Annotated in this window: 18 protein-coding genes and 1 pseudogene; 5 read left to right on the forward strand and 14 right to left on the reverse strand. The window is 67.2% G+C overall.

Annotation, left to right across the window (positions count from 1 at the left end; all coding sequences use genetic code 11):
* The first annotated feature begins 6 nt into the window (after positions 1-6).
* Complete coding sequence (locus tag shn_RS15950) at positions 7-327, forward strand: Dabb family protein (RefSeq protein WP_064331280.1); 321 nt, start codon at positions 7-9, stop codon at positions 325-327.
* Here the strand turns inward: shn_RS15950 and shn_RS15955 are convergent.
* The 4 genes from shn_RS15955 to shn_RS15970 are packed head-to-tail and all read right to left on the reverse strand — an operon-like array spanning position 324 to position 4,124.
* Complete coding sequence (locus shn_RS15955) at positions 324-1,067, reverse strand: ABC transporter permease (RefSeq protein WP_064331281.1); 744 nt, start codon at positions 1,065-1,067, stop codon at positions 324-326. The genes shn_RS15950 and shn_RS15955 overlap by 4 nt on opposite strands.
* Positions 1,064-2,002 (reverse strand): ABC transporter ATP-binding protein, encoded by a 939-nt coding sequence (locus tag shn_RS15960; RefSeq protein ID WP_064331282.1) that lies wholly within the window; start codon positions 2,000-2,002, stop codon positions 1,064-1,066. Before shn_RS15960 ends, shn_RS15955 begins: the two co-directional genes overlap by 4 nt.
* On the reverse strand, positions 1,999-3,159 hold the full coding sequence (locus shn_RS15965; protein WP_064331283.1) for an ABC transporter permease: 1,161 nt from the start codon (positions 3,157-3,159) through the stop codon (positions 1,999-2,001). The genes shn_RS15960 and shn_RS15965 overlap by 4 nt, the downstream gene beginning before the upstream one ends.
* Before the next feature lie 53 nt (positions 3,160-3,212).
* Entirely contained in the window at positions 3,213-4,124 is a 912-nt protein-coding gene (locus tag shn_RS15970) for an ABC transporter substrate-binding protein (protein WP_064332646.1), read from the reverse strand.
* Between the two features lie 325 nt (positions 4,125-4,449).
* Here shn_RS15970 and shn_RS15975 point away from each other — a divergent pair.
* Together shn_RS15975 and shn_RS15980 are read left to right on the forward strand one after the other, a co-directional pair.
* A pseudogene (locus tag shn_RS15975) lies at positions 4,450-4,919 on the forward strand (DUF4126 domain-containing protein).
* Positions 4,916-6,289 (forward strand): FAD-containing oxidoreductase, encoded by a 1,374-nt coding sequence (locus shn_RS15980; RefSeq protein WP_064331284.1) that lies wholly within the window; start codon positions 4,916-4,918, stop codon positions 6,287-6,289. Before shn_RS15975 ends, shn_RS15980 begins: the two are co-directional and overlap by 4 nt.
* A gap of 204 nt (positions 6,290-6,493) precedes the next feature.
* On the opposite strand, the gene shn_RS15985 is transcribed toward shn_RS15980, so the two are convergent.
* From shn_RS15985 to paaN, 10 genes are all read right to left on the reverse strand, one after another.
* Positions 6,494-8,473: a tyramine oxidase gene (locus shn_RS15985; protein WP_206362177.1), complete on the reverse strand. Its 1,980-nt coding sequence runs from the start codon at positions 8,471-8,473 to the stop codon at positions 6,494-6,496.
* A 28-nt stretch (positions 8,474-8,501) separates the two neighbouring features.
* The gene (locus shn_RS15990; RefSeq protein WP_064332647.1) at positions 8,502-9,908 is read right to left on the reverse strand and encodes an aldehyde dehydrogenase family protein; all 1,407 of its coding nucleotides are present in this window, start codon (positions 9,906-9,908) and stop codon (positions 8,502-8,504) included.
* Positions 9,909-10,024: 116 nt separating this feature from the next.
* A complete protein-coding gene (locus shn_RS15995) occupies positions 10,025-10,951 on the reverse strand; it encodes a helix-turn-helix domain-containing protein (RefSeq protein WP_064331285.1) in 927 nt (308 codons plus the stop codon).
* 148 nt (positions 10,952-11,099) lie between these two features.
* The gene (locus tag shn_RS16000; RefSeq protein ID WP_064331286.1) at positions 11,100-13,160 is read right to left on the reverse strand and encodes a 3-hydroxyacyl-CoA dehydrogenase NAD-binding domain-containing protein; all 2,061 of its coding nucleotides are present in this window, start codon (positions 13,158-13,160) and stop codon (positions 11,100-11,102) included.
* Positions 13,161-13,164: 4 nt separating this feature from the next.
* Positions 13,165-13,866, reverse strand: a complete 702-nt coding sequence (locus shn_RS16005; protein ID WP_064331287.1) for an ABC transporter ATP-binding protein — start codon at positions 13,864-13,866, stop codon at positions 13,165-13,167.
* On the reverse strand, positions 13,853-14,638 hold the full coding sequence (locus tag shn_RS16010; protein WP_064331288.1) for an ABC transporter ATP-binding protein: 786 nt from the start codon (positions 14,636-14,638) through the stop codon (positions 13,853-13,855). The genes shn_RS16005 and shn_RS16010 overlap by 14 nt, the downstream gene beginning before the upstream one ends.
* Positions 14,635-15,591: a branched-chain amino acid ABC transporter permease gene (locus shn_RS16015; protein ID WP_145926021.1), complete on the reverse strand. Its 957-nt coding sequence runs from the start codon at positions 15,589-15,591 to the stop codon at positions 14,635-14,637. Before shn_RS16015 ends, shn_RS16010 begins: the two co-directional genes overlap by 4 nt.
* A gap of 2 nt (positions 15,592-15,593) precedes the next feature.
* Entirely contained in the window at positions 15,594-16,466 is an 873-nt protein-coding gene (locus shn_RS16020) for a branched-chain amino acid ABC transporter permease (protein ID WP_064331290.1), read from the reverse strand.
* A 70-nt stretch (positions 16,467-16,536) separates the two neighbouring features.
* On the reverse strand, positions 16,537-17,688 hold the full coding sequence (locus shn_RS16025) for an ABC transporter substrate-binding protein (protein ID WP_064331291.1): 1,152 nt from the start codon (positions 17,686-17,688) through the stop codon (positions 16,537-16,539).
* Between the two features lie 47 nt (positions 17,689-17,735).
* Positions 17,736-19,397 (reverse strand): phenylacetic acid degradation protein PaaN, encoded by a 1,662-nt coding sequence (gene paaN, locus shn_RS16030; RefSeq protein WP_064331292.1) that lies wholly within the window; start codon positions 19,395-19,397, stop codon positions 17,736-17,738.
* 101 nt (positions 19,398-19,498) lie between these two features.
* On the opposite strand from paaN, the gene paaG reads away from it, so the two are divergent.
* Together paaG and paaI are read left to right on the forward strand one after the other, a co-directional pair.
* A complete protein-coding gene (gene paaG / locus shn_RS16035) occupies positions 19,499-20,287 on the forward strand; it encodes a 2-(1,2-epoxy-1,2-dihydrophenyl)acetyl-CoA isomerase PaaG (protein ID WP_064331293.1) in 789 nt (262 codons plus the stop codon).
* Positions 20,284-20,724 carry a hydroxyphenylacetyl-CoA thioesterase PaaI gene (gene paaI, locus shn_RS16040; protein WP_064331294.1) on the forward strand — a complete coding sequence of 147 codons (441 nt, stop codon included), beginning with the start codon at positions 20,284-20,286 and terminating at the stop codon, positions 20,722-20,724. Before paaG ends, paaI begins: the two co-directional genes overlap by 4 nt.
* The last annotated feature ends 35 nt before the right edge of the window (positions 20,725-20,759 follow it).

Below are 20,759 nucleotides of genomic sequence, written 5' to 3' on the forward strand. Positions count from 1 at the left end.
AACACCATGATCCGCCACTGCGTCTTCATCCACTTCAAGCCGACGATTTCCCCCGCCTACAAGGCCGAACTCTTCAACGAGATCGACGCCCTGAAGGACCGCCTGCCGGGCATGCTCGCCGTGCACATCGGCGTGAATGTCAGCCCGGAGGCGGGCATGGATAAGGGGTTCAGCGACGGCTTCATCGTCGATTTCGCCGACAGTTTCGCGCGGGATGCCTATCTGGAGGACCCGGAGCACAAGCAGACGGGCGCCCGGCTCGTCGCTGCCGCCGAAGGGGGCATCCAGGGCATCCTCGTCTACGACCTGGAGACCGGGGACCGCTAAATCCGTCCCGCCCGGCGCGACAGCACCCGTTCGAGGGCGGAGAAGGCATCGTAGATCAGCACCGCCAGCACGGCGACGACGAGGCCGCCCTGCAGCACGAAGGCGAGGTTGTTCGATTGCAACCCGGCGATGATCACCTCGCCGAGCGTCTTGGCCGCCACCGTGGAGCCGATGGTGGCGGTGGCGAGGCTGATGACGACGGAAAGGCGGATGCCGGCGAGGATGACCGGCAGTGCCAGCGGCAGCTCCACCCGGGTGAGCCGCTGCCAGGCGGTCATGCCCGTGCCGCGCGCCGCCTCCGTGATGGCCGGCGGCAGGGTGGAAAGGCCCGTCATGGCATTTTCGAAGATCGGCAGCAGGCCGTAGAGGAAGAGCGCGATCAGCGTCGGCTTCTCGCCGAAGCCCACGGCGGGCACGGCGAGCGCCAGCACCGCGACCGGGGGGAAAGTCTGGCCGATATTCACCAGGCTGCGCGACAGCGGCAGGAATTCCGCGCCGATCGGCCTCGTGACGAGGATGGCGAGCCCGACGGCGACGATGGTCGCGGCGAGCGTCGCGGCGAAGACCGTGGCAAGGTGCGAGAGCGTCAGCGACAGCAGGCTGCCCTGGTTGTAGACGGCCGGCGCATTGGCCTGCACCAGCGGTTTCAGCAAGGGCTCGAAGAGCGCCGGCTGGACGAGAAAGGCGATGAGGACGAGGAGCGCCGCCAGCCGCAGGAGATTGGGCAGGAGCCGCTTCATTGCGGCCTCGCGGCGCGCCGGGCAAGGCCGGCAAGCGTGACGCGGCCGAGCCGGGCGCCATCCGCGCCGACGACCGGCAGGGCCTCACGGCCGGACCAGAGCAGGGCGGACAGTGCATCGCGCTGGCTGGCGGCAGCGGCGATCGGCTCGCCCTCCGCCTCGCCGGCCTCCGCCGCCTCCGCGACGGCGCCGATCGACAGGAGCCGGAAGGGCCGCTCGCCGGCGCCGATCAGCGTCTCGACGAAATCCGTCGCCGGTTTCACCAGCATCTCCTCCGGCGCCGCATATTGCACGATCCTGCCCTTGTCCATGACGGCGATGCGGTCGGCGAGGTGGAAGGCCTCCTCCATGTCATGGGTGACGAGCACGATGGTGGTGCCGAAATGCTTCTGGATCGCCAGCAGGTCGTCCTGCGCCTTGGCGCGGATGACCGGGTCGAGCGCGCCGAAGGGTTCGTCCATCAGGAGGATGTTCGGCTCGGCGGCGAGCGCCCGGGCGACGCCGACGCGCTGCTGCTGGCCGCCCGACAGTTCATGCGGGTAGCGCGGGCCGAAGGCGGCGGGATCGAGCTGGAACAGCGACAGCAGCTCCTTCACCTTGGCGGCGATGCGGGATTTCTCCCAGCCGAGCAGGGTCGGCACGGTGGCGATGTTCTCCGCGACGGTGCGGTGGGGGAAGAGGCCGTGGCCCTGGATGGCATAGCCGATGCGGCGGCGCAGCTCGTAGCCGGGGATGGAGCGGTTGTCGGCGCCGTCGATCAGGATCGTGCCGGAGGTCGGTTCGACCAGGCGGTTGATCATGCGCATCAGCGTCGTCTTGCCGGAACCGGACGTGCCGACGATGACGGTGATCGTGTGCGGCGCGATCGTCATCGAGACGCTGTCCACGACAGCCGTCTCGCCATAGCGCTTGGTGATGCTGTCGATCTCGATCATGCGGCCCTGCCGGATTTGCGGTTGGAAAGTTCGGTTGCGGCATCGAGCACGATCGCCGCGGCGAAGGCGAGGGCCACGGTCGGCACCGCGCCGAGCAGCACGAGATCCATCGCCGTCTGGCCGATGCCCTGGAAGACGAAGACCCCGAAACCGCCCCCGCCGATCAGCGCCGCGATGGTCGCAAGGCCGATATTCTGCACCAGCACGATGCGGATGCCGGTAAGGATGACCGGGAAGGCAAGCGGCAGCTCGACGCGGAAGAGGCGCTGGCCATCCGTCATGCCGATGCCGCGGGCGGCATCGTTCGCTTCGCGCGGCACGCCGGCAAGGCCGACCACCGTATTGGCGACGACCGGCAGCAGCGAATAGAGGAAGAGCGCGATGAAGGCCGGCGCGGCGCCGATGCCGCGAATGCCGAGCGCCGCGGCCCCCGGCACATGGACGGCGATCCAGCCGAGCGGCGCGATCAGCAGGCCGAAGAGCGCGATCGAGGGGATCGTCTGGATGATGTTCAGCACGTTGAGCACGCCGGCGCGCAGCGCCTCCACGCGGTGGCAAAGGATGCCGAGCGGCAGGCCGACGAGCGTGGCGGCGACAAGCGAGCCGAGCGCCAGGACGACATGGCGGCCCGCCTCCAGCCAGAAGCTGTCGGCCCGGCTGCCATATTCCTTGAGGATCGACAGCCCGTCCCAGGCGCCGGACATCAAAAGCCCCGCGGCAGCCGCGGCGACGGCGGCAAGCAGCGCGACCCGGGCAAGCGGCGAAAGCCGGAGACGCGCCAGCGCATCGGCCGCCACGAGCGCGAAGGCAAAGCTCAGCAGCCAGAAGCCGGAGGCCGGCGAGACGCGGGCATAGGTGTTTTCCGGCGGCGTGAGGTGAGCGGCGGAAAGGCCGACGAGGATGGCGAGCGCCAGCAAGGCGGCAAGCCCCAGCAGCAGCCGGAAGACCGTCGGCGTCTTCAGCGCGACGACAACGATGGCGATGACGGTAAAGCCGACCAGCGCCGCGCCGAGCCCGGCGGGAAGCGCCTCCAGGACGCCTCGCGCCTCGCCGGGCACGATGCGGTTGGCCCGAAAATTGGCGAAAGGCGCCAGAAAGGCGCCATAGGCCAGCAATGCGGCGATCACCACGCCGAGCTTGTCGATCCGGAACGTCATGAACGCCTTTCGAGGAGAGGCCCTCCGCCCGCAGGACGAAGGGCAAACGCGCCTTACTGGATGAAGCCGTTCTTCTTCAGGAAGTCCTCGGCAACGGCCTTGGCCGGCTCGCCGCCGACCTGGACGCGACCGTTGAGATCCTGCAGCGTCACGAGATCGAGCTTTTCGAAGACGGGCTTCAGGATTTCCTCGATCTGCGGATTGGCCTTCAGCACCGCTTCGCGGATGATCGGCGCCGGCTGATAGACCGGCTGCACGCCCTGGTCGTCCTCCAGAACCACGAGACCCGACGGCGCGATGCCGCCGTCCGTGCCATAGACCATGGCGGCATTCGCACCGTTCGTCTGGTTGGCGGCCGCCGCGATCGTCGCGGCCGTATCGCCGCCGGAAAGCGTGATGAGCTGTTCCGGCTTCAGGGTGAAACTGTAGGTCGTCTGGAAGGCCGGCAGCGCCGCGGCCGAGTTCACGAATTCGGAGGAAGCCGCAAGCACCACCTGGCCACCATCGGCGACATATTTGCCGAAATCGCTCAGGGTCACCAGCTTGTTCGGCTCGGCGACGTCCTTGCGCAGCGCGATCGCCCAGGTGTTGTTGGCCGGGGACGGCGTCAGCCAGACGAGCTTGTTGGCGTCGAAATCGAGCGTCTTGGCCAGCTCATAGGCCTTGGCCGCATCCTTCCAGGCGGGATCCTCGGCCTTTTCGAAGAAGAAGGCGGCATTGCCGGTATATTCCGGATAGATGTCGATCTCGCCGGCGATGATCGCCTGGCGCACGACCGGCGTCGCGCCGAGCTGCACGCGGTCCGTCGTCTCGATGCCGTTGGCATTCAGCACCGAGAGGATGATGTTGCCGAGCACGCCGCCTTCGGTATCGATCTTCGAGGAGACGACGACCTGGGCCTGGGCAGCACCGGCCGCAAGCCCGAGGGCCAGAGCTGCTCCGAGGAATTTGACGACTGGACGCATGAGATAACCCTTTCGTTCTGTGCGGGAAGTCATGACGGCATTTTCACCACGTTTGGGAAAGCCAGTCCCGGCAAAGCATTTCATATATGGCAGTCAATCGCAAAAAATAGACTGCGCCGCACCGACAGGACATGCTGTTTGTTGCAGCGTTCAAAGCGCTTTCAAGATTGCGCGAAGCAGCAGCCTTTTGCAACAGAAACGCGTTGCAATTGCCGGTCGCATCCGACACTCTCGCCTTGGCCCGCCTCATTTTCCGATATTGCATTTCACCCCTGCCGGGAAACCATCCCGGGCCGATGTCCGGCGCAGATATCTGTGAGGGACAATGAGCATTTACATTCTCGCATTGCTGATCGGCATCGTGGCGGGGCTGCGCGCGATGACGGCGCCGGCCGCCGTCAGCATCGGGGCAGCGCTCGGCTGGCTCCCCGTCTCCGGCACCTGGGCCGCCTTCCTGGCCTACCGCTTCACGCCCTATATCTTCAGCGCCCTCGCCCTCGTCGAGTTCGTCACCGACCAACTGCCGGGCACGCCGAGCCGCAAGGTGCCGCAGCAGTTCGGCGCGCGCATCGTCAGCGGCGGGTTCTGCGGCGCAGTTCTCGGCACCCTCGGGGGTCGATGATCGGCGGGCTCGTCGCCGGCGTCATCGGCGCGGTCATCGGCACGCTCGGCGGCTATGAAGCCCGCAAACGCCTTGTCGCAGCCATCGGCGGCAAGGATCTCCCCATTGCGCTGCTGGAAGACGCCGTCGCCGTGCTGCTCGGCCTCTTCGTCGTCTCGTCGGTCGTGCCATGAAGCGGTTCGACGCGATCATCATCGGCGCGGGCCAGGCCGGCCCGTCGCTTGCCGGCCGGCTGACGGCCGCGGGAAAGACGGTCGCGCTCATCGAGCGCAAGCATGTGGGCGGCACCTGCGTCAACACGGGCTGCATGCCGACCAAGGCCATGGTCGCCAGCGCCTATGCCGCCCATCTCGCCCGCCGCGGCGCCGATTACGGTGTGGTGACGGGTGAGGTCTCCATCGATTTCCACAAGGTGATGGCCCGCAAGGACAAGGTGCGCTTTGATGCCCGCAAGGGTAACGAGGACTGGCTGGCGGGCATGAAGGGCCTCACCTTCATCCGCGGCCATGCGCGCTTCGAAAGCCCGACGGAAATCCGCGTCGGCGAGGAACGGCTGTCGGCCGGGCAGATCTTCCTCAATGTCGGTGGCCGGGCTGTCGTGCCCGATTTCCCGGGCGTCGGGGACGTGCCGCATCTCGACAATGTCTCGATGATGGAGCTGACCGAGGTGCCGAAGCACCTCATCGTCGTCGGCGGCAGCTATATCGGGCTGGAATTCGCCCAGATGTTCCGCCGCTTCGGTTCCGACGTGACGGTCGTCGAGAAGGGACCGCGGCTGATCGCCCGCGAGGACGAGGACGTCAGCACCGCCGTGCGCGACATCCTCGAACGCGAGGGCATTGCCATCCGCACGGGGGCGGAGTGTATCCGCTTCTTCAAAAGCGGCGACGGTGTCGGGGTGGGCGTCGACTGCACGGCGGGCACGCCCGAGATCCTGGGCTCCCATATCCTCCTCGCCACCGGCAGGCGGCCGAACACCGACGACCTCGGCCTCGACAAGGCGGGCGTGGCGACGGACAAACGCGGCTACGTCACCGTCGACGAGCGGCTGGAAACCAGCGTGCCCGGCATCTTCGCCATGGGCGACTGCAACGGCCGCGGCGCCTTCACCCACACGGCCTACAACGATTTCGAGATCGTCGCCGCGAACCTCCTCGACAACGAACCGCGCAAGGTGAGCGACCGCATCCAGACCTATGCGCTCTACATCGACCCGCCGCTCGGCCGCGCCGGCATGAGCGAAACGGAAGCGCGCAAGTCAGGCCGCAAGCTGCTGATCGGCACAAGACCGATGAGCCGCGTCGGCCGCGCCAAGGAAAAGGGCGAGACCCTCGGCTTCATGAAGGTGATCGCCGATGCGCAGACGAAGGAAATCCTCGGCGCCTCCATTCTCGGCACCGGCGGCGACGAGGCGGTGCAGAGCATTCTCGACGTGATGTATGCGGGCCGGCCCTATACGACCATCACGCATGCGGTGCACATCCATCCGACCGTTTCGGAGCTGATCCCGACGGTTTTCGGCGACATGCAGCCGGTGGAGTGAACGAGGCCGGAGGGCGCCAGGGCGGCCCCTCATCCCGCTGCCGCGACCTTCTCCCCGCCAGCGGGGAGAAGGGGCAAGAAGCAAAGCTTTCCTTCCCGACAACGCCGCTGCCCCGGGAAACCGGCGCGACATCCCCCTTCGCCCCGCTTGCGGGGAGAAGGTGCCGGCAGGCGGATGAGGGGCATCGCCTGCCGGACCCGGTCCTTATTTCTTGCGCAGCGTCAGCGCCGGGTTATGGGCGAAGAAGTTGTGCGGCATGATGTGCACGGTCTTCCACTCCGTCGACATGACCGGCCAGTCCTCCATGCGCGGAATGTGATGGAAGCCGGCGGAGAACCAGGTGACGATGTCCTTGCCCATCAGGCTCTGGTCCTTCTTGACCCATTCGGCGAGCGTGTCCGAGCCGTCGCTCTGCATGGCGAACTTGCCACCGGCATAGCGCTGTTCCGGATCGTAGACCGTGTTCCAGACCGAATATTCGATATAGGCGTTGCGCTTCATCGGCGGATCGTTGGCATAGTCGTAGGGACCGTAGGCGACATTGCCGTGATGGATCATCCAGCCGGGCTCGTGGCCGAGATAGCCTTCACGCGACGGGTTGGAGATGTGGAAGTAGCGCGGCTGCATGGCCGAGAGCCTGTAGCGCGCCTCCATTTCCGTATGCGGCATGTTGTGCTCGACCGTCCACATCGATTTGCGCGGGCTCGACGGATCGAGCTTGGCCGGCACGATGTCCATGGTCGAGAAATGGTTCACCGGCTGGTCGACGTCGAAATCGATGCGGAAGTTGAAATAGTGGTCGTGGTTGGCGGCGACGAGGTTCGGCGCGATCAGCGTGCCGTAGGCCGTGTCCGCCTTCGCCGTCGCATCCTTCATCGAGGCCGAGGCGACGCCCTTCACCGCATCGAGGCCGGTCGCGCCGACATAGATGTTGATCTGGCCGTTCTGCTGCAGGCGATAGTCGATGAGATAGTCGTAGTTGCCGACCTCCGAGGCCGTACGCACCACGAGTTCCGTCGCCGGGCGGCCTTCCGCCGGCACCGGGGTCTCCGGCGTCTGCGCGAAGACCTCGAAATGGCGCCAGGCCGGATCGCCGATATTGCGCTCGAAGACGCAGATCGCATCCGGGATGACGAGCGGCGCGCCCTTGTCGTCGGCGATCGTCGCCGGCAGGAAGGTGGCGTGCGCGGGGCAGTCGATGCCGGCGCGCAGCGGGCTCAGGAAGAGGCCGAAGCCATATTCCCCGCTGTCCATGTAGGTGCGCCAGTACCAGCCCTCCGTCGGGTCCATATAGGGCACGAAGACCTCGGAAAGATGCGCCTGGTAGATGACCGAGCGCCAGGTGCCGGCATCGTTGACGTCGAGATTGGAGACGACGAGGCCCGGCCGCTTGTCGACGCGGAAGTTGAAGCGCCAGATATCCCATTCGACATGGCTGCCGTCGATCTTGTAGTTCGGCCCGCCGTCCTGCACGAGCGTGACGGGCTTCATTTCCGGGCGGAGCGGCAGGCGCGCGGCGACTTCCTCCTCCGTATAGCCCCAGCTGTCCTTCGGCGCCTGTTCCACGACACCGGTATCGATGACGCGCTGCACCTCCTTCTTGCCGATATCGTAGATGGCGAAGAGCCCCTCGATCGGCTTGGCATAGAAGTTGGATCCCTCCGGCACCTGGTAGCAGGGCACCTTCATCAGGCGGGAGTTCCTGTATTCCTCGGTGAAGAAGTTGCCGCCCGTCAGCGGCAGGCAGAAGGCCTGCTCCGGCTTCAGGCCCCGCTTTTCAAGCCCCGCGATCATGTCCGGATGGCCGAGCGCGCCTTCCAGCGCATTCATGAACTCGGTGAACAGCACCATCGGCTGGCCGGCCGTCTTGCCGTTGCTCTCCACCGTGCCCTTGGAGATGTTGACGACCGCCTCGTTGAAGCCGTCGGCGCTGGTGAAGTAGACCGTCGCCTTGCGGTCGAGGCTGTCGCCCTCCTTCCAGGCAAGCACCTCGGCCTTGGCCGGTTCCTTCAGCTCGATCAGCGGATAGAGCGTGTCGTCGTCCGCCACCTTCTGCTCGCGCAGGATCTGGTTGATCTTCTGGTATTCCTCGGCCGTCAGCCCGTCGAGCGGATGGGCGGCGGCCGCGCCGGCGGCAAGGCCGAACGCAAGTGCCGTCGTGGCGAGATGTTTCGTCAGTCTCATGATCGTTCCCTCTTTTCGTTTGCTTCCGTCAGGCAAAGACCACCTGGATATCGGTATATTCGGCGAGCCCCTCTTCGGCGAACTCGACGCCGATGCCCGAGGCCTTCACGCCGCCGAAGGGCGCATTCGGCTGGATGGCGCCGTGCTTGTTGATCCAGACGGAGCCGCAGGCGAGACGCCCCGCCACCTTTTTCGCGGCCGCGATGTCTGACGACCAGACCGAGCCGCCGAGACCGTTCGGGCTGTCATTGGCGAGCCGGATCGCCTCTTCGACGTCGGAGTAGCGGATGATCGGCAAAGCCGGCCCGAACTGCTCCTCGTCGACCAGCGCATCGCCGTTGCGAAGGCCGGCGATGATGGTCGGCGGGAAGAACAGGCCCTCGCCCGGTTCTCCCCCGAGCAGCACCTTGCCCCGCTCCTTCGCATCCGTAACGAGGCGCGAAACCTTGTCGAACTGCATGCGGTTCTGGATGGGGCCGAGGATGCTCGCCTCCTCCATGCCGTCGCCGACCTTGATATTGCGCGCATAGGCGACAAGCGCCTCGCAAACCGCATCGTGGATGGTGTCGTGCACGTAGAGCCGCTTCATCGCCGCGCAGGTCTGGCCGTTGTTGATGAAAGCGCCCCAGAAGAGGCCCTCTGCGATCGCCGCCGGATCCGCATCGGGCAGGACGATGCCGGCGTCGTTGCCGCCGAGTTCCAGCGTCAGGCGCTTCATCGTGTCGGCGGCGGACCGCATGACCCTCTGGCCGGTGGCGCAGGAGCCGGTGAAGACGATCTTGCTGATATCCGGATGCGCCGACATGGCGGCGCCGAGATTGAAGGCCCTGTCATCACCGGTCACCACATTGACGACGCCCGGCGGCAGCACCTCGTTCATGATCTCGACGAGCCGCAGGGTGGAAAGCGGCGTATGGGGCGAGGGCTTGACGACGACCGTGTTGCCCGTGCGCAGCGCCGGCAGGATATGCCAGACGGCGATCATGACCGGGAAATTCCACGGGGTGATGGAACCGACGACGCCGAGCGGCTTGCGGGTGAGCTCCACCCGGCCCTGCTCGTTGTCCTGCAGCACCCGCGCCGGCAGCGAGAGCCCGGTCGTATAGCCCGCCCAGGCAACGGCGCCGCCGACCTCCCAGCGCGAGCCGAGGCCGTTCAGCGGCTTGCCCTGCTCGAGCGTGATGATCTCGGCAAGCTCGCCGGCATGTTCCTCGATCTTGGCCGTCACGGCCGCGCAGGCCGCCTGCAGGGCCGCATCGTCCTGCGCCGACCAGGAGGCGAACGCCGCCTTGGCGACCGAGACCGCCGCATCCAGCTCCGCCCCGCCCATGTTCGGCGCGCGGCCGACCTCCTTGCCCGTCGCCGGGTTGAGAACGGCGAAGTCCGCGCCGACGGGCGCCGACTTGCCGCCGATGGTAGCCTTGAATTCCATCATGTCCGCCTCCTCCATGAACGGCCCGCCTCCTCCGGCGGGGACATATGGTGGCAGAGATTAGAGGGGTATGGCGCGCCGGACTTGGACGGCACCGTCCCGCCTTTTGGATAAAAGCGTCAATGGCAGCGGGCGACCGCGCCCGGCGTCATGCCGTATTTCTTGCGGAACTCGCGGTAGAAATAGGAAAGGTCGTTGAAGCCGCAATCGAAGGCGACGGCCGTGACGCCCTCCGCCGCCTGCTCCCCCTTGCGGGCGGAAAGCCGCGCATGGGCAAGCTCCAGCCGGCGGTTGAGCAACCGATGGCCGGGCGTTTCGCCGAGCGGCCGGAAATGCCGCTGCAGCATGCGCTCCGAGACGTTGAGGCGGACGGCCAGTTCGCGCGGCCCGAAGCCCGGGTCCGCGCGGTGGCGATCGATCATCGCGAGTGCCCGCGACAGCAGCGTCTCGGCGGGCACGGCGGTGCCCGTCACGCGGGTCGAGTGCAGGTAGGCGCCGAGAAGGCAGAGGAAGGCTTCGCCGAGCTGCGCCTGCGCGCCTTCCTCCAGCAGCATCTTGGCGATGACCGCGCGCATGGCGAGCCAGAGGGGGTCGTCGCGCGAGATCGAAAGCCCGCCGGTGCACGGCGTGCCGAAGCGGTGGAGCATCTCGTCGCGCGGGATGTGCAGCGACACCTGGTTCGAACGCTCGCCGCGATAGAGGAAGGTCGAGGGCCTGACGGAATCGACGAGGAACATGTCGCCGGGCGAAAGCTCCGCGACCTGCTCGCCCTGCTCGACGCGACAGTGGCCGGCATCCTGCACAAGCAGGAAGAAGTATTCGCCGGGATCCTGCCGGATGGAGCGGATGTTGCGCGCGACCTCCGAGGCATCGAGCGCGACGATCGCCGTATCGAAGGGACCGACGCGCCGCGTCGTGACATCGCCATTGACGACGCCTGTCCGCCCCATCGGCTCCAGGTCAAAGGAGCCGCAGACCCTCCTGATCTCCGCCTCGAGAATTTCTACCGGCACCGGCTTGTGTCCCGGCGTCATCAGCGACTGCATCGTGCCCTCCCCGGCTCTAGCAGAAAGCCTGTTCTCCCAAAACTATCTCACCACAGTCCGCAACGCTTGCCTATCGCCGGAAGCCCTTCCCATCTGCGAAACACGCAATCTTTTCATCCTTCCGCAGGGCAACCTTGCCGGAATTGCCTTACCCGGCAAGCACCGAAAAGCCGCCAGCCTCCGCCGCCCGGCGCAGGCTATCGCTGGTCGGTTCGGCAAGGCCATCCGCCGCAAGGCGATCCAGCACCGCCACCACTGCGGACAGCCCGCGCGCCTCGGCATGGTGCATCGGCCCGCCGCGCCAGCGCGGGAAGCCGTAGCCATGGATCTTCACGAGATCGATATCGGCGGCGCGCAGCGCCACGCGCTCTTCCAGGATGCGCGTCGCCTCGTTGACCATGGGCAGGAGAATGGCGTCGACGATACCTGCCTCGTCCCATGTCCGCTGCGCCCGGCCCTCCGCCGCCTCGGCGATGATCGCCGCCACGGTTTCCGAGGATTTCGGCGCACGGTCGCCCGGCTGGTAGTCGTACCAGCCGCCGCCGGTCTTCTGGCCGTAGCGCCCGAGGGCGCAGAGCCGGTCGGCAACGGGTGCGAAGGGCGTCTCGCCCCGTTCGCGCGCCGCCTTGCGCTGGAAGGCCGCGATGTCGAGGCCGCCGAGATCCTGTGCCTCGAAAGGCCCCATCGGCAGGCCGAAGGCACGCATGGCGGCATCGACCGCCGCGGGCGTCGCGCCCGACAGCAAAAGCCGCTCGGCCTGCGCCCGCGTCACCTTCAGGATGCGGTTGCCGATGAAACCGTCGCAGATGCCGGCGCGCACCGGGATCTTGCCGAGCAGGCGGGCGAGCGCGAAACCGGTCGCCAGCACCTCCGGCGCGGTCGCCTCCGTCGGCACGATCTCCAAGAGCTTCATGATCTGCGCCGGGCTGAAGAAATGCAGGCCGAGGAAGCGTTCCGGATGGCTGACGCCTTCGCTGATCGCGTCGGGATCGAGATAGGACGTGTTGGTGGCCAGAACCGCATCCGGCCGGCAGACCGCCGAGAGCCTTTCGAAGACGGCGCGCTTGACGACGAGATCCTCGAAGACCGCCTCGATGACGAGGTCCGTATCGACCAGCAGGCCGTAATCATCGCCGCCGGTGATGCCGGCCATGCGCTCGTCCGCCACGGCCTGCGGGATTCGGCCGCGCTTCACCGAGCCTTCATAGATGCCCCGCACATTGGCAAACCCGCGCTCGACGGCCGCCGCGTCGCGCTCGATGAGGACGACCGGCAGGCCGGCATCGCGCAGCGCCGCGGCAATGCCCGCGCCCATCGTGCCGCCGCCGATGACGGCGGCCGAACGGATGGCGCGCGGCGTGACGCCGGCAAGCTCCGGCGGGCGCGGCGCGGCGCGCTCGGCAAAGAAGACATGGCGCAGCGCCGCTGCCTGCTGAGAGCCGCGCAGTTCGAGGAAGGTTTCCCGCTCGAACGCCATGGCGCTGGCGAAATCCGTCTCGCTCGCCTTCCACACCGAGGCAAGCGCCCGGAGCGGTGCGACTTCCCGCTTCGCCTTGCCCGCCACGGCCTTTTCGGCACTCTCCCAGAAACCCGCCTCGACGGGGGCCACGGCGCGGCTGGAGACCGGCTGCGGCCGGACCTTGCCGGCAATGTCGTTCGCAAAGGCAATCGCGCCGGCCCGCAGATCGCCGTCGACAACGGCGTCGATCAGGCCAAGCCCTTCCGCCTTCTTCGCACCGACCGGGCTGCCGCTCGTCACAAGGTCGACGGCAGCGGCCGGGCCGATCAGCCGCGGCAGGCGAACCGTGCCGCCCGCGCCGGGGATGATGCCGAGCTTGACTTCCGGCAGGCCGAGGCCGGCGCTGGGAACCGCCACGCGCCAGGCGCAGCCGAGCGCCACTTCGAGCCCGCCGCCGAGCGCGCTGCCATGGATCGCCGCGACCCACGGCGTCTTCGCCCCCTCGATGGTCGCCACCACATCCGGCAGATGCGGCGGCTGCGGCGGCTTGCCGAATTCGCCGACATCCGCCCCGGCAATGAAGGTGCGGCCGGCGCAGATCAGGACGACCGCCTTCACCGCCGCGTCCGCATCGAGCGTGGCGACGGCCTCGACGAGGGCCTGGCGCAGCGCCTGCGACAGCGCGTTGACGGGCGGGTTGTCGACGGTGACGACGGCGATGGCATTTTCGCGGGCGATGGTGACGGTCATGGTCTCATATTCCCAGATAAGCGGCGCGGATGCGTTCGTCGACGATGAGTTCGGCAGCGGGACCGGACATGGTGATGCGGCCCGTCTCCATGACATAGCCGCGATCGGCGACCGAAAGCGCACCGAATGCGTTCTGCTCGACGAGCAGCACGGTGACGCCGAGCGCCTTCAGGCTCTTCACCACGTCGAAGATCTGCGCCACGAGGATGGGGGCAAGGCCCATGCTCGGCTCGTCGAGCAGCAGGCAGGAAGGGCGGCCCATCAGCGCGCGGGCGATCGCCAGCATCTGCTGCTGGCCGCCGGAAAGACCGCCGGCCGCAAGGTTGCGCTTCTCCTTGAGGACCGGGAACATGGCGAAGGCATCGTCCCGGTCCCGTTCCACCTTGTCGTCGGAAAAGAGATAGGCGCCGAGGCGCAGGTTCTCTTCCACCGTCAGGTTCGTGAAGATCTGTCGCCCCTCGGGCGACTGGGCGAGCCCGCGCCGCACGCGGGCATGGGCCGGCACCGTCGTCAGCGCCTCGCCGCGAAAGACGATGGACCCGGCCGAGACCGGCTGGATGCCCGAGAGGCACTTGAGCAGCGTGGTCTTGCCGGCGCCGTTCGCGCCGACCACCGTGACGATCTCGCCGGAGGCGACGTCGAGGTCGATGCCGTGCAGCACCTCGATGCGGCCGTAGCGCGAACGCAGTCCTTCAACCGTCAGCATTTTGCGCCTCCGTCGCCTGGGCACCCAGATAGGCCTCGATGACACGCGGATCGCGCGCGATCGCCGCCGGCTCGCCTTCGGCGATCTTCTCGCCATGGTCGAGCACCACGATATGGTTGGAAATGCGCATGACCATCTTCATGTCGTGCTCCACCAGCAGGATCGACACGCCCTCGGCCGCGACCTTGGCGATCAGGTGGTCGATCTCCTCCGTCTCGACGGCATTGCAGCCGGCGGCCGGCTCGTCGAGCAGCAGCACGCGCGGCTTCAGCGCCAGCGCGCGGGCGATCTCCAGCCGCTTCAATGCGCCATAGGAGAGCGAGCCCGCCTCCTGCTCGGCGGCCCGGCCGAGGCCGACGCGGGCGAGCAGCGCACGCGCGCTCTCTTCGGACGCCCTGCTGCGGCGGCGCGCGGCGGGCAGCGAAAAGAGATCGGCGAACACCGAGCCGCGCTCATGCAGGTGATGACCGGCGACGGCGTTTTCGAGCACGCTCATCGACTGGAAGATCTGCAGGTTCTGGAAGGTCCGCGACAGGCCGCGCCGGGCGAGCTGATGCGGCGGCATGCGCGTGACGTCCTCTCCATCGAGCGCGACACGCCCGCGGGCCGGAGCGTAGACGCCCGAGATCATGTTGAACAGCGTCGTCTTGCCGGCGCCGTTCGGGCCTATGACGGAGACGATCTCGCCGGGTTTCAAGGAGAAGCCGACATCGTTGACGGCACGGACGCCGCCGAAATCGATCCCCAAGCCTTCGATCTGAAGCAGGCTCATTCTGCCCTCCCCCGGATGCGGCGCGCGATGGAGGGCAGGAGGCCCTCGCGCATGAAGATCATGACCAGCATCATGACGAGGCCGAGCATGAGCTGTTCGTATTCCTGGAAGACCGTCAGCACCTGCGGCAGCGTGGTGAGGATCGCCGCGCCGAGGATGGCGCCGAGCACCGACCCCGCCCCGCCGAGCACCGCCATGGTGACCATCTCGATCGAATGCATGAAGCCCGCGACATCCGGCGTGATGAACTTGTTCTGCAGCGCCAGCAGCGAACCCGACACCGAGGCATAGACCGCCGACAGGACGAAGGCGACGAGCTTGTAATGGGCCACATCGACGCCGACCGTGCGGGCGGCGACCTCCGACCCGTGTAGCGCCCTGAGCGCCCGGCCGGTCGGGCTGTGGTAGAGGTTGAGCGCCAGCCAGGCGCCGATGACCAGGACGAGACCAGAGAAGGCGTACCAGAATTCGGTGTTGGAAAGATCGATGCCGATGGCCTTCAGGACGGCGCGAAGACCCAGTTCCGGTACCGCCATGCCGTCCGGCCCGCCGGTGAGCTGCGCCTCGTTGGAGAGCACCATCGAGACGAGGATGCCGAAGCCGAGGCTGGCGACGGCGAGGTAGTACCCCTTGAGCCGCAGGATCGGCCGGCCGACGAGGAAGGCGATGGCCGCGGAAAGCGCCGCGCCCAGCACCGCCGCGAGCGCCGGATGCAGGCCGAGATGGACCGGCGCCAGCGCACAGGCATAGGCGCCGATGCCGGCAAAGCCCGCATGGCCGAGGCTGATCTGGCCGGCATAGCCGATGAGGATGACGAGACCCGTCACCGCAAGCCCGTTGACGAAGATCAGCGAGCCGACGCGGAAATAGTAGGAGGACGGGAAGAAGACCGGCGCGATCGCGATGACCGCGGCGAGGATGAGGAGCGTGGTTGCCTTGCCGGAGAGCCGCATGATCACACCCGATCCGTCGACTTGCGGCCGAAAAGGCCCTGCGGCATGGCGAAGAGCACCGCGAGGATGACGACGAAGGCGGCCGCGTCCTTGTATTGCGAGCTGATATAGCCGGCCGTCATCGCTTCCAGGATCCCGAGCAGCAGGCCGCCGACAAGGGCGCCCTTGGGGTTGCCCATGCCGCCGAGCATGGCGGCGGCAAAACCCTTCAGCGCCAGCGCCAGCCCGACATCGTAGCTCGTCAGCGTGATCGGCGTCACCAGCACGCCGGCGAGCGCGCCGATGGCGGCGGACATGGCGAAGGAGAGCGTCATCACGTAGTTGGTGTTGATGCCGACGAGTTGGGCCGCGATGCGGTTGTTCGCCGTCGCCAGCACGGCGCGGCCGATCAGCGTGCGCGTGAAGAACAGCCAGAGACAGAAGAAGACCGCGAGCGCGCCGGCAATCACCCAGAGGCTCTGCGGCAGGATGGTCGCACCGCCGATGAGGATCGGCTGGTCTCCCGAAAAGGCCGGGAAGCGATGGATCTGCTTGTCGAAGACGAGCTGCGTCGCGCCGCGGATGAAGATCGAGGCGCCGATGGTGATGATGATCAGCGAGACGACGGGGGCGCCCCGCGCCGGCTCGATCGCCAGCTTGTTGAGCGCAACGCCGATACCCGCCGTCGCGATGATGGCGATGAGCGCGGCAAGCGGCAGCGGCAGGCCCGCGGCATGCGCGAAGAAGGTGATCATGCCGCCGAGCATGACGAACTCGCCCTGGGCGAAGTTCACGACGTCGGAAGCGTTGTAGATGATCGTGAAGCCGAGCGCGACCAGCGCATAGACCGCACCGACCGTGATCCCGGAAAGTAGGAATTGCAGGAGTTCGGGCATGAATGCCTCCGCTTCGCGCGCGACGGTTTCCGCCGGCCCGCCGCCTGATGGCGCGGGCCGGCGGGCTCGATTACTCGACGATCTTCCAGCCGCCCTTTTCGATCTGAAGCATGCGGAAGGCCGACAGGTCGAGGCCGAGATGGTCCTCCGCCGTCATGGTCACCGTGCCGGTCGTGCCGACAAGGCCGGACGTGCCTTCGATCGCATCGCGGATCGCCGACGGCTCGGTGCTGCCCGCCCGCGTGATCGCGTCGACGAGGATGCGCAGCGCGTCATGGGCGTAGCCGCCGAAGGTCGAGACCGGCTTGCCGGTCGCCTTCTCGTAGGCGTCCTTGTAGGTGACGACGACAGCGCGCTGCGGATCGCTTTCCGGCAGGAGGCTCGCGACGAGCAGCGCCGTGCCCGGCAGGCGCACGCCTTCGGCGGCTTCCGCGCCGGCAAGCTCGATGAAGCCATCCGAGGCGACGCCGTGCGACTGGTAGAGTGGCAGGCCGACGGCGAGCTGGGCATAGTTGCGCGTGACGATCGCCGGGCCCTGGCCGAAACCGGGGTTCAGCACGGCTTGCACGCCGTCCTTGCCCTTGATGTTGGTGAGCTGCGGCGTCATGTCGGCATCGGTCGGGCCATAGGTCTCGTCGGCCAGGACCTCGATGCCGTAGTCGCCGATGATCTCCAGGCACTGCTTGCGCATGGAGGCGCCGAAGCCGTCGGAACCGGAAATCAGGCCGATCTTGCCGATGCCGGCCTTCTTCATGTCCTCGAAGATCTTCGCGCAGGCCATGCGGTCCGTGTGCGGGGTCTTGAAGGTGAAGGGGCGGACGGGATCGATGATCTCGATGGCGCCGGCAAGCGAGATGAAGGGGATTTCCGCATCCTCGAAGACCGGGATGATGGCCATGGAGGTGCCCGTCGTCGTGCCGCCGATCACGGCGACGACTTCGTCGTCCTCCACCAGGCGGGTGGCGAAGGTGCGCGCCTTGTTCGGGTCGCCGCCATCGTCATAGACGATCAGGTCGATCTTCTCGCCATTGACGCCGCCGGCCGCATTGATCTCCTCGACCAGCATCTTCAGCGTCTTGGCTTCCGGATCGCCGAGGAAGGAGGCGGGGCCGGTTTCCGAAAGGGTCGCGCCGATCTTGATATCGGCAAGGGCCGGCGCGGCAAAGCCGAGGACGAGCGCCAGCGTACCGGCAAGCGCGGTGGTGGTGAGCGAAAATTTCATGTCGGTTTCTCCTCCCAACAAAGACAAAAGATTGAAGCGTAGACTCCTCACGCCGCCGCGGGGCGGCGCCACATCACCACGCGGAACCGGTTCGCGACGAAGGCCGCATCCGTCAGGCTGGCATTGCCCGCCGGATTGGCACCGGTGACGTGGAAATCGCTGAAGGCGGCGCTCTGGTTCACATAGATGCCGCCGGTCAGATTGACAGAAAGATTGACGCCTGCCACGGCGAAACGATCGGCGGCGGCCAGAATCTGCGCCTCGTCGGTCGCGTAGAGGGCAGCCGTGATGGCACCCTTGCGCTCGGCGAGCGCCGCGGCTCGGTCGACGCCGTCCGCTTCGTCATCGACCGCGACGACGAAGGCGATGGGGCCGAAGCGCTCCTCCGCATATGCGTCCGTATCCGCCGCATCGACCGCGAGGATCAGCGGCGTCGCGGTGCGGGCACCGTCGAGGCCTTCGACGGGCGCAGAGTCGCGCACGATGCGCCCGAGTGGCCGCGATGTGGCAATGCGGGCGAGCGTCGCCGGATTGGCGATGGCCCCGCAGATGCCGGCCGCACGCGCGGGATCGGCAAGCAGGCTATCGACGGCAGCGGCGATGCCGGCCGCGACCGCGTCGAAGGACTTGTGGCCCTCATTGGTCTCAATGCCGCCGCGCGGCACGAAAATATCCTGCGGCGCCGTGCACATCTGTCCGGAATAGAGCGAGAGCGAGAAGGCGATGTTGCCGCACATGCCGGCAAAATCGTCCGTCGCGCCGATGACGATCGAGTTGACGCCGGCCTCTTCGGTGTAGACATCGGCATTGCCGGCATTTTCACGCACCCAGGCGCCGAAGGCGTTGGAGCCGGTATAGTCGACGATGGCGATGGCGGGGTGCTGCACGAGATCCCTCGTGATCTCGGCGCCCGGCGCATCGGCGGCGAGCAGCACGATATCGGCCGCAAATCCTTCCTCCACCAGCACCTGGCGCGCGATTTCGACGGTGATGGCAAGCGGCAGGGTCGCCGCCGGATGCGGCTTGACGATGACGGTGTTGCCGGTGGCGAGGCTGGCGAAGAGGCCGGGATAACTGTTCCAGGTCGGGAAGGTGTTGCAGCCGATGACGAGGGAGACGCCGCGCGGCACGATGCGCCAGTGCTTCTCCATGACGATCGGCGCGCCCTTGCCCTGCGGCTTGGTCCAGGTCGCCTGCGCCGGTATGCGGGTCATCTCGGCATAGGCATAGGCGACGGCCTCGAGGCCGCGATCCTGCGCATGCGGGCCGCCGGCCTGGAAGGCCATGGCGAAGGCCTGGCCCGTCGTGTGCATGACGGCGTTCGCCATCTCGAAGCTGCGGGCATTGAGGCGGGCAAGGATTTCGAGACAGATGCCGGCGCGCACGTCCGGCGAGGCGGCGGCCCATTGCGGGGCGGCCGCGCGCGAGGCCATGACCAGCATGTCCGCGGAGGCGGCGGGATAGGTGATGCCGAGGGCAGGTCCGTAAGGCGAGACTTCCGCACCGACGCGCCTCTCGGCCGGATGATCGGCAAGTTCGAATTCGGCATCGAGCCGTGCCCTGTAGGCAGCAAGACAATCGTCCTTCGCCGTCTCGCCGTATATCTTGCCGCTCGGCACTTCAGGATAGACGGTCCAGAAATCGCGCTTTGCGGCCGCTTCGATCGCGGCGGTCAACGTCGGGCGATGGCGCTCGAAAAGTCCGGTCATCTCTGGCTCCTCCCAGTCAGTGCTTTTATAATTGACTGACCGGTCGGTTTATGCAAGAGTTTTTTTACGGTCGCCGCTGGGAAGGGCGACAGGGAGGAACCATGACCACTTCCGACACTATTCTGTCGGCGCTTGCCGATGGCGTTCTGAGCCTCACGCTGAACCGCCCGGACAAGCTCAACGCCTTCAACGACGAGATGCATCTTGCGCTGCGCGCCGGCTTCGAGCGCGCCCATGCGGACGAGGCGGTACGCGCCGTGCTGCTGACCGGCGCCGGCCGCGGTTTCTGCGCCGGCCAGGATCTCGGCGACCGCGATCCGAAGAAGGGCGTGCCGGACCTCGGCCATACGATCGAGACCTACTACAACCCCCTGCTGCGCCTCATCCGCAGCCTTGAAAAACCCGTCATCTGCGCCGTCAACGGCGTTGCCGCCGGCGCGGGCGCCAACATCGCCCTTGCCTGTGACATCACGCTCGCCGCCCGCTCCGCCCGCTTCATCCAGGCCTTCGCCAGGATCGGCCTCGTGCCGGATTCCGGTGGCACCTGGAGCCTGCCGCGCCTGATCGGCGAAGCCCGCGCCAAGGCGCTTGCGCTCACCGCCGAACCGCTCGGCGCGGAAACCGCCGCCGACTGGGGCCTCATCTGGCGCGCCGTCGACGACGACACGCTGATGGAAGAGGCGACCGCTCTCGCCACGCGCCTCGCCGCCGGCCCGACCAGGGGCCTCGGCATGACGAAACGCGCCATCCAGGCCGCCGCCACCAATTCGCTCGACCAGCAACTCGACCTCGAACGCGACCTGCAGCGCGAGGCCGGCCGCAGCGCCGATTACGCCGAGGGCGTTTCCGCCTTCCTCGAAAAGCGCAAGCCGGAGTTTTCGGGCAAATGAGCGCCGCCGGGCTTTCTCCGCAAGCGCTCGCCGAAGCCTGCGCCAAGGCAATGTGGGACGACGACAACGCCACCCGCCATCTCGGCATGGAGCTCGTCTCCGTCGCCCCCGGCAAGGCCGTCATCGCCATGACGATCGCCGAGATCATGACCAACGGCCACGGCACCTGCCACGGCGGCTACATCTTCACGCTGGCGGATTCGGCCTTCGCCTTCGCCTGCAACACCTACAACCAGCGCACCGTCGCCCAGCACTGTTCGGTGACCTTCATCGCACCGGCCTTCCGGGGCGACCGGCTGACCGCGACGGCGCAGGAGGTGTCGCGCCGCGGCCGCGGTGGCATCTACGACATCCGCATCACCAACCAGGAGGGCGAGCATGTCGCGGAGTTCCGCGGCCACTCGCGAACAGTCAAGGGCACCCATCTGCCGGAGTGAGGCAGAGGGCACATCATCCCGCATTCTCGGAGGAG

Origin of the sequence: Shinella sp. HZN7 (assembly GCF_001652565.1) — a bacterium.
Classification (GTDB): domain Bacteria; phylum Pseudomonadota; class Alphaproteobacteria; order Rhizobiales; family Rhizobiaceae; genus Shinella; species Shinella granuli.

Excerpts from the sequence above, each read along its gene's own strand:
- shn_RS15980 (WP_064331284.1), top strand. The coding sequence starts at position 4,916 with ATGAAGCGGTTCGACGCGATCATCATCGGCGCGGGCCAGGCCGGCCCG.
- shn_RS16020 (WP_064331290.1), bottom strand. The coding sequence starts at position 16,466 with ATGCCCGAACTCCTGCAATTCCTACTTTCCGGGATCACGGTCGGTGCG.
- shn_RS15960 (WP_064331282.1), bottom strand. The coding sequence starts at position 2,002 with ATGATCGAGATCGACAGCATCACCAAGCGCTATGGCGAGACGGCTGTC.
- shn_RS16000 (WP_064331286.1), bottom strand. The coding sequence starts at position 13,160 with ATGACCGTCACCATCGCCCGCGAAAATGCCATCGCCGTCGTCACCGTC.
- shn_RS16005 (WP_064331287.1), bottom strand. The coding sequence starts at position 13,866 with ATGCTGACGGTTGAAGGACTGCGTTCGCGCTACGGCCGCATCGAGGTG.
- shn_RS15955 (WP_064331281.1), bottom strand. The coding sequence starts at position 1,067 with ATGAAGCGGCTCCTGCCCAATCTCCTGCGGCTGGCGGCGCTCCTCGTC.
- paaI (WP_064331294.1), top strand. The coding sequence starts at position 20,284 with ATGAGCGCCGCCGGGCTTTCTCCGCAAGCGCTCGCCGAAGCCTGCGCC.
- shn_RS15990 (WP_064332647.1), bottom strand. The coding sequence starts at position 9,908 with ATGATGGAATTCAAGGCTACCATCGGCGGCAAGTCGGCGCCCGTCGGC.
- shn_RS15965 (WP_064331283.1), bottom strand. The coding sequence starts at position 3,159 with ATGACGTTCCGGATCGACAAGCTCGGCGTGGTGATCGCCGCATTGCTG.
- shn_RS15970 (WP_064332646.1), bottom strand. The coding sequence starts at position 4,124 with ATGCGTCCAGTCGTCAAATTCCTCGGAGCAGCTCTGGCCCTCGGGCTT.
- shn_RS15985 (WP_206362177.1), bottom strand. The coding sequence starts at position 8,473 with ATGAGACTGACGAAACATCTCGCCACGACGGCACTTGCGTTCGGCCTT.
- shn_RS15995 (WP_064331285.1), bottom strand. The coding sequence starts at position 10,951 with ATGCAGTCGCTGATGACGCCGGGACACAAGCCGGTGCCGGTAGAAATT.
- shn_RS16010 (WP_064331288.1), bottom strand. The coding sequence starts at position 14,638 with ATGAGCCTGCTTCAGATCGAAGGCTTGGGGATCGATTTCGGCGGCGTC.
- shn_RS15950 (WP_064331280.1), top strand. The coding sequence starts at position 7 with ATGATCCGCCACTGCGTCTTCATCCACTTCAAGCCGACGATTTCCCCC.
- paaG (WP_064331293.1), top strand. The coding sequence starts at position 19,499 with ATGACCACTTCCGACACTATTCTGTCGGCGCTTGCCGATGGCGTTCTG.
- shn_RS16025 (WP_064331291.1), bottom strand. The coding sequence starts at position 17,688 with ATGAAATTTTCGCTCACCACCACCGCGCTTGCCGGTACGCTGGCGCTC.
- shn_RS16015 (WP_145926021.1), bottom strand. The coding sequence starts at position 15,591 with ATGCGGCTCTCCGGCAAGGCAACCACGCTCCTCATCCTCGCCGCGGTC.
- paaN (WP_064331292.1), bottom strand. The coding sequence starts at position 19,397 with ATGACCGGACTTTTCGAGCGCCATCGCCCGACGTTGACCGCCGCGATC.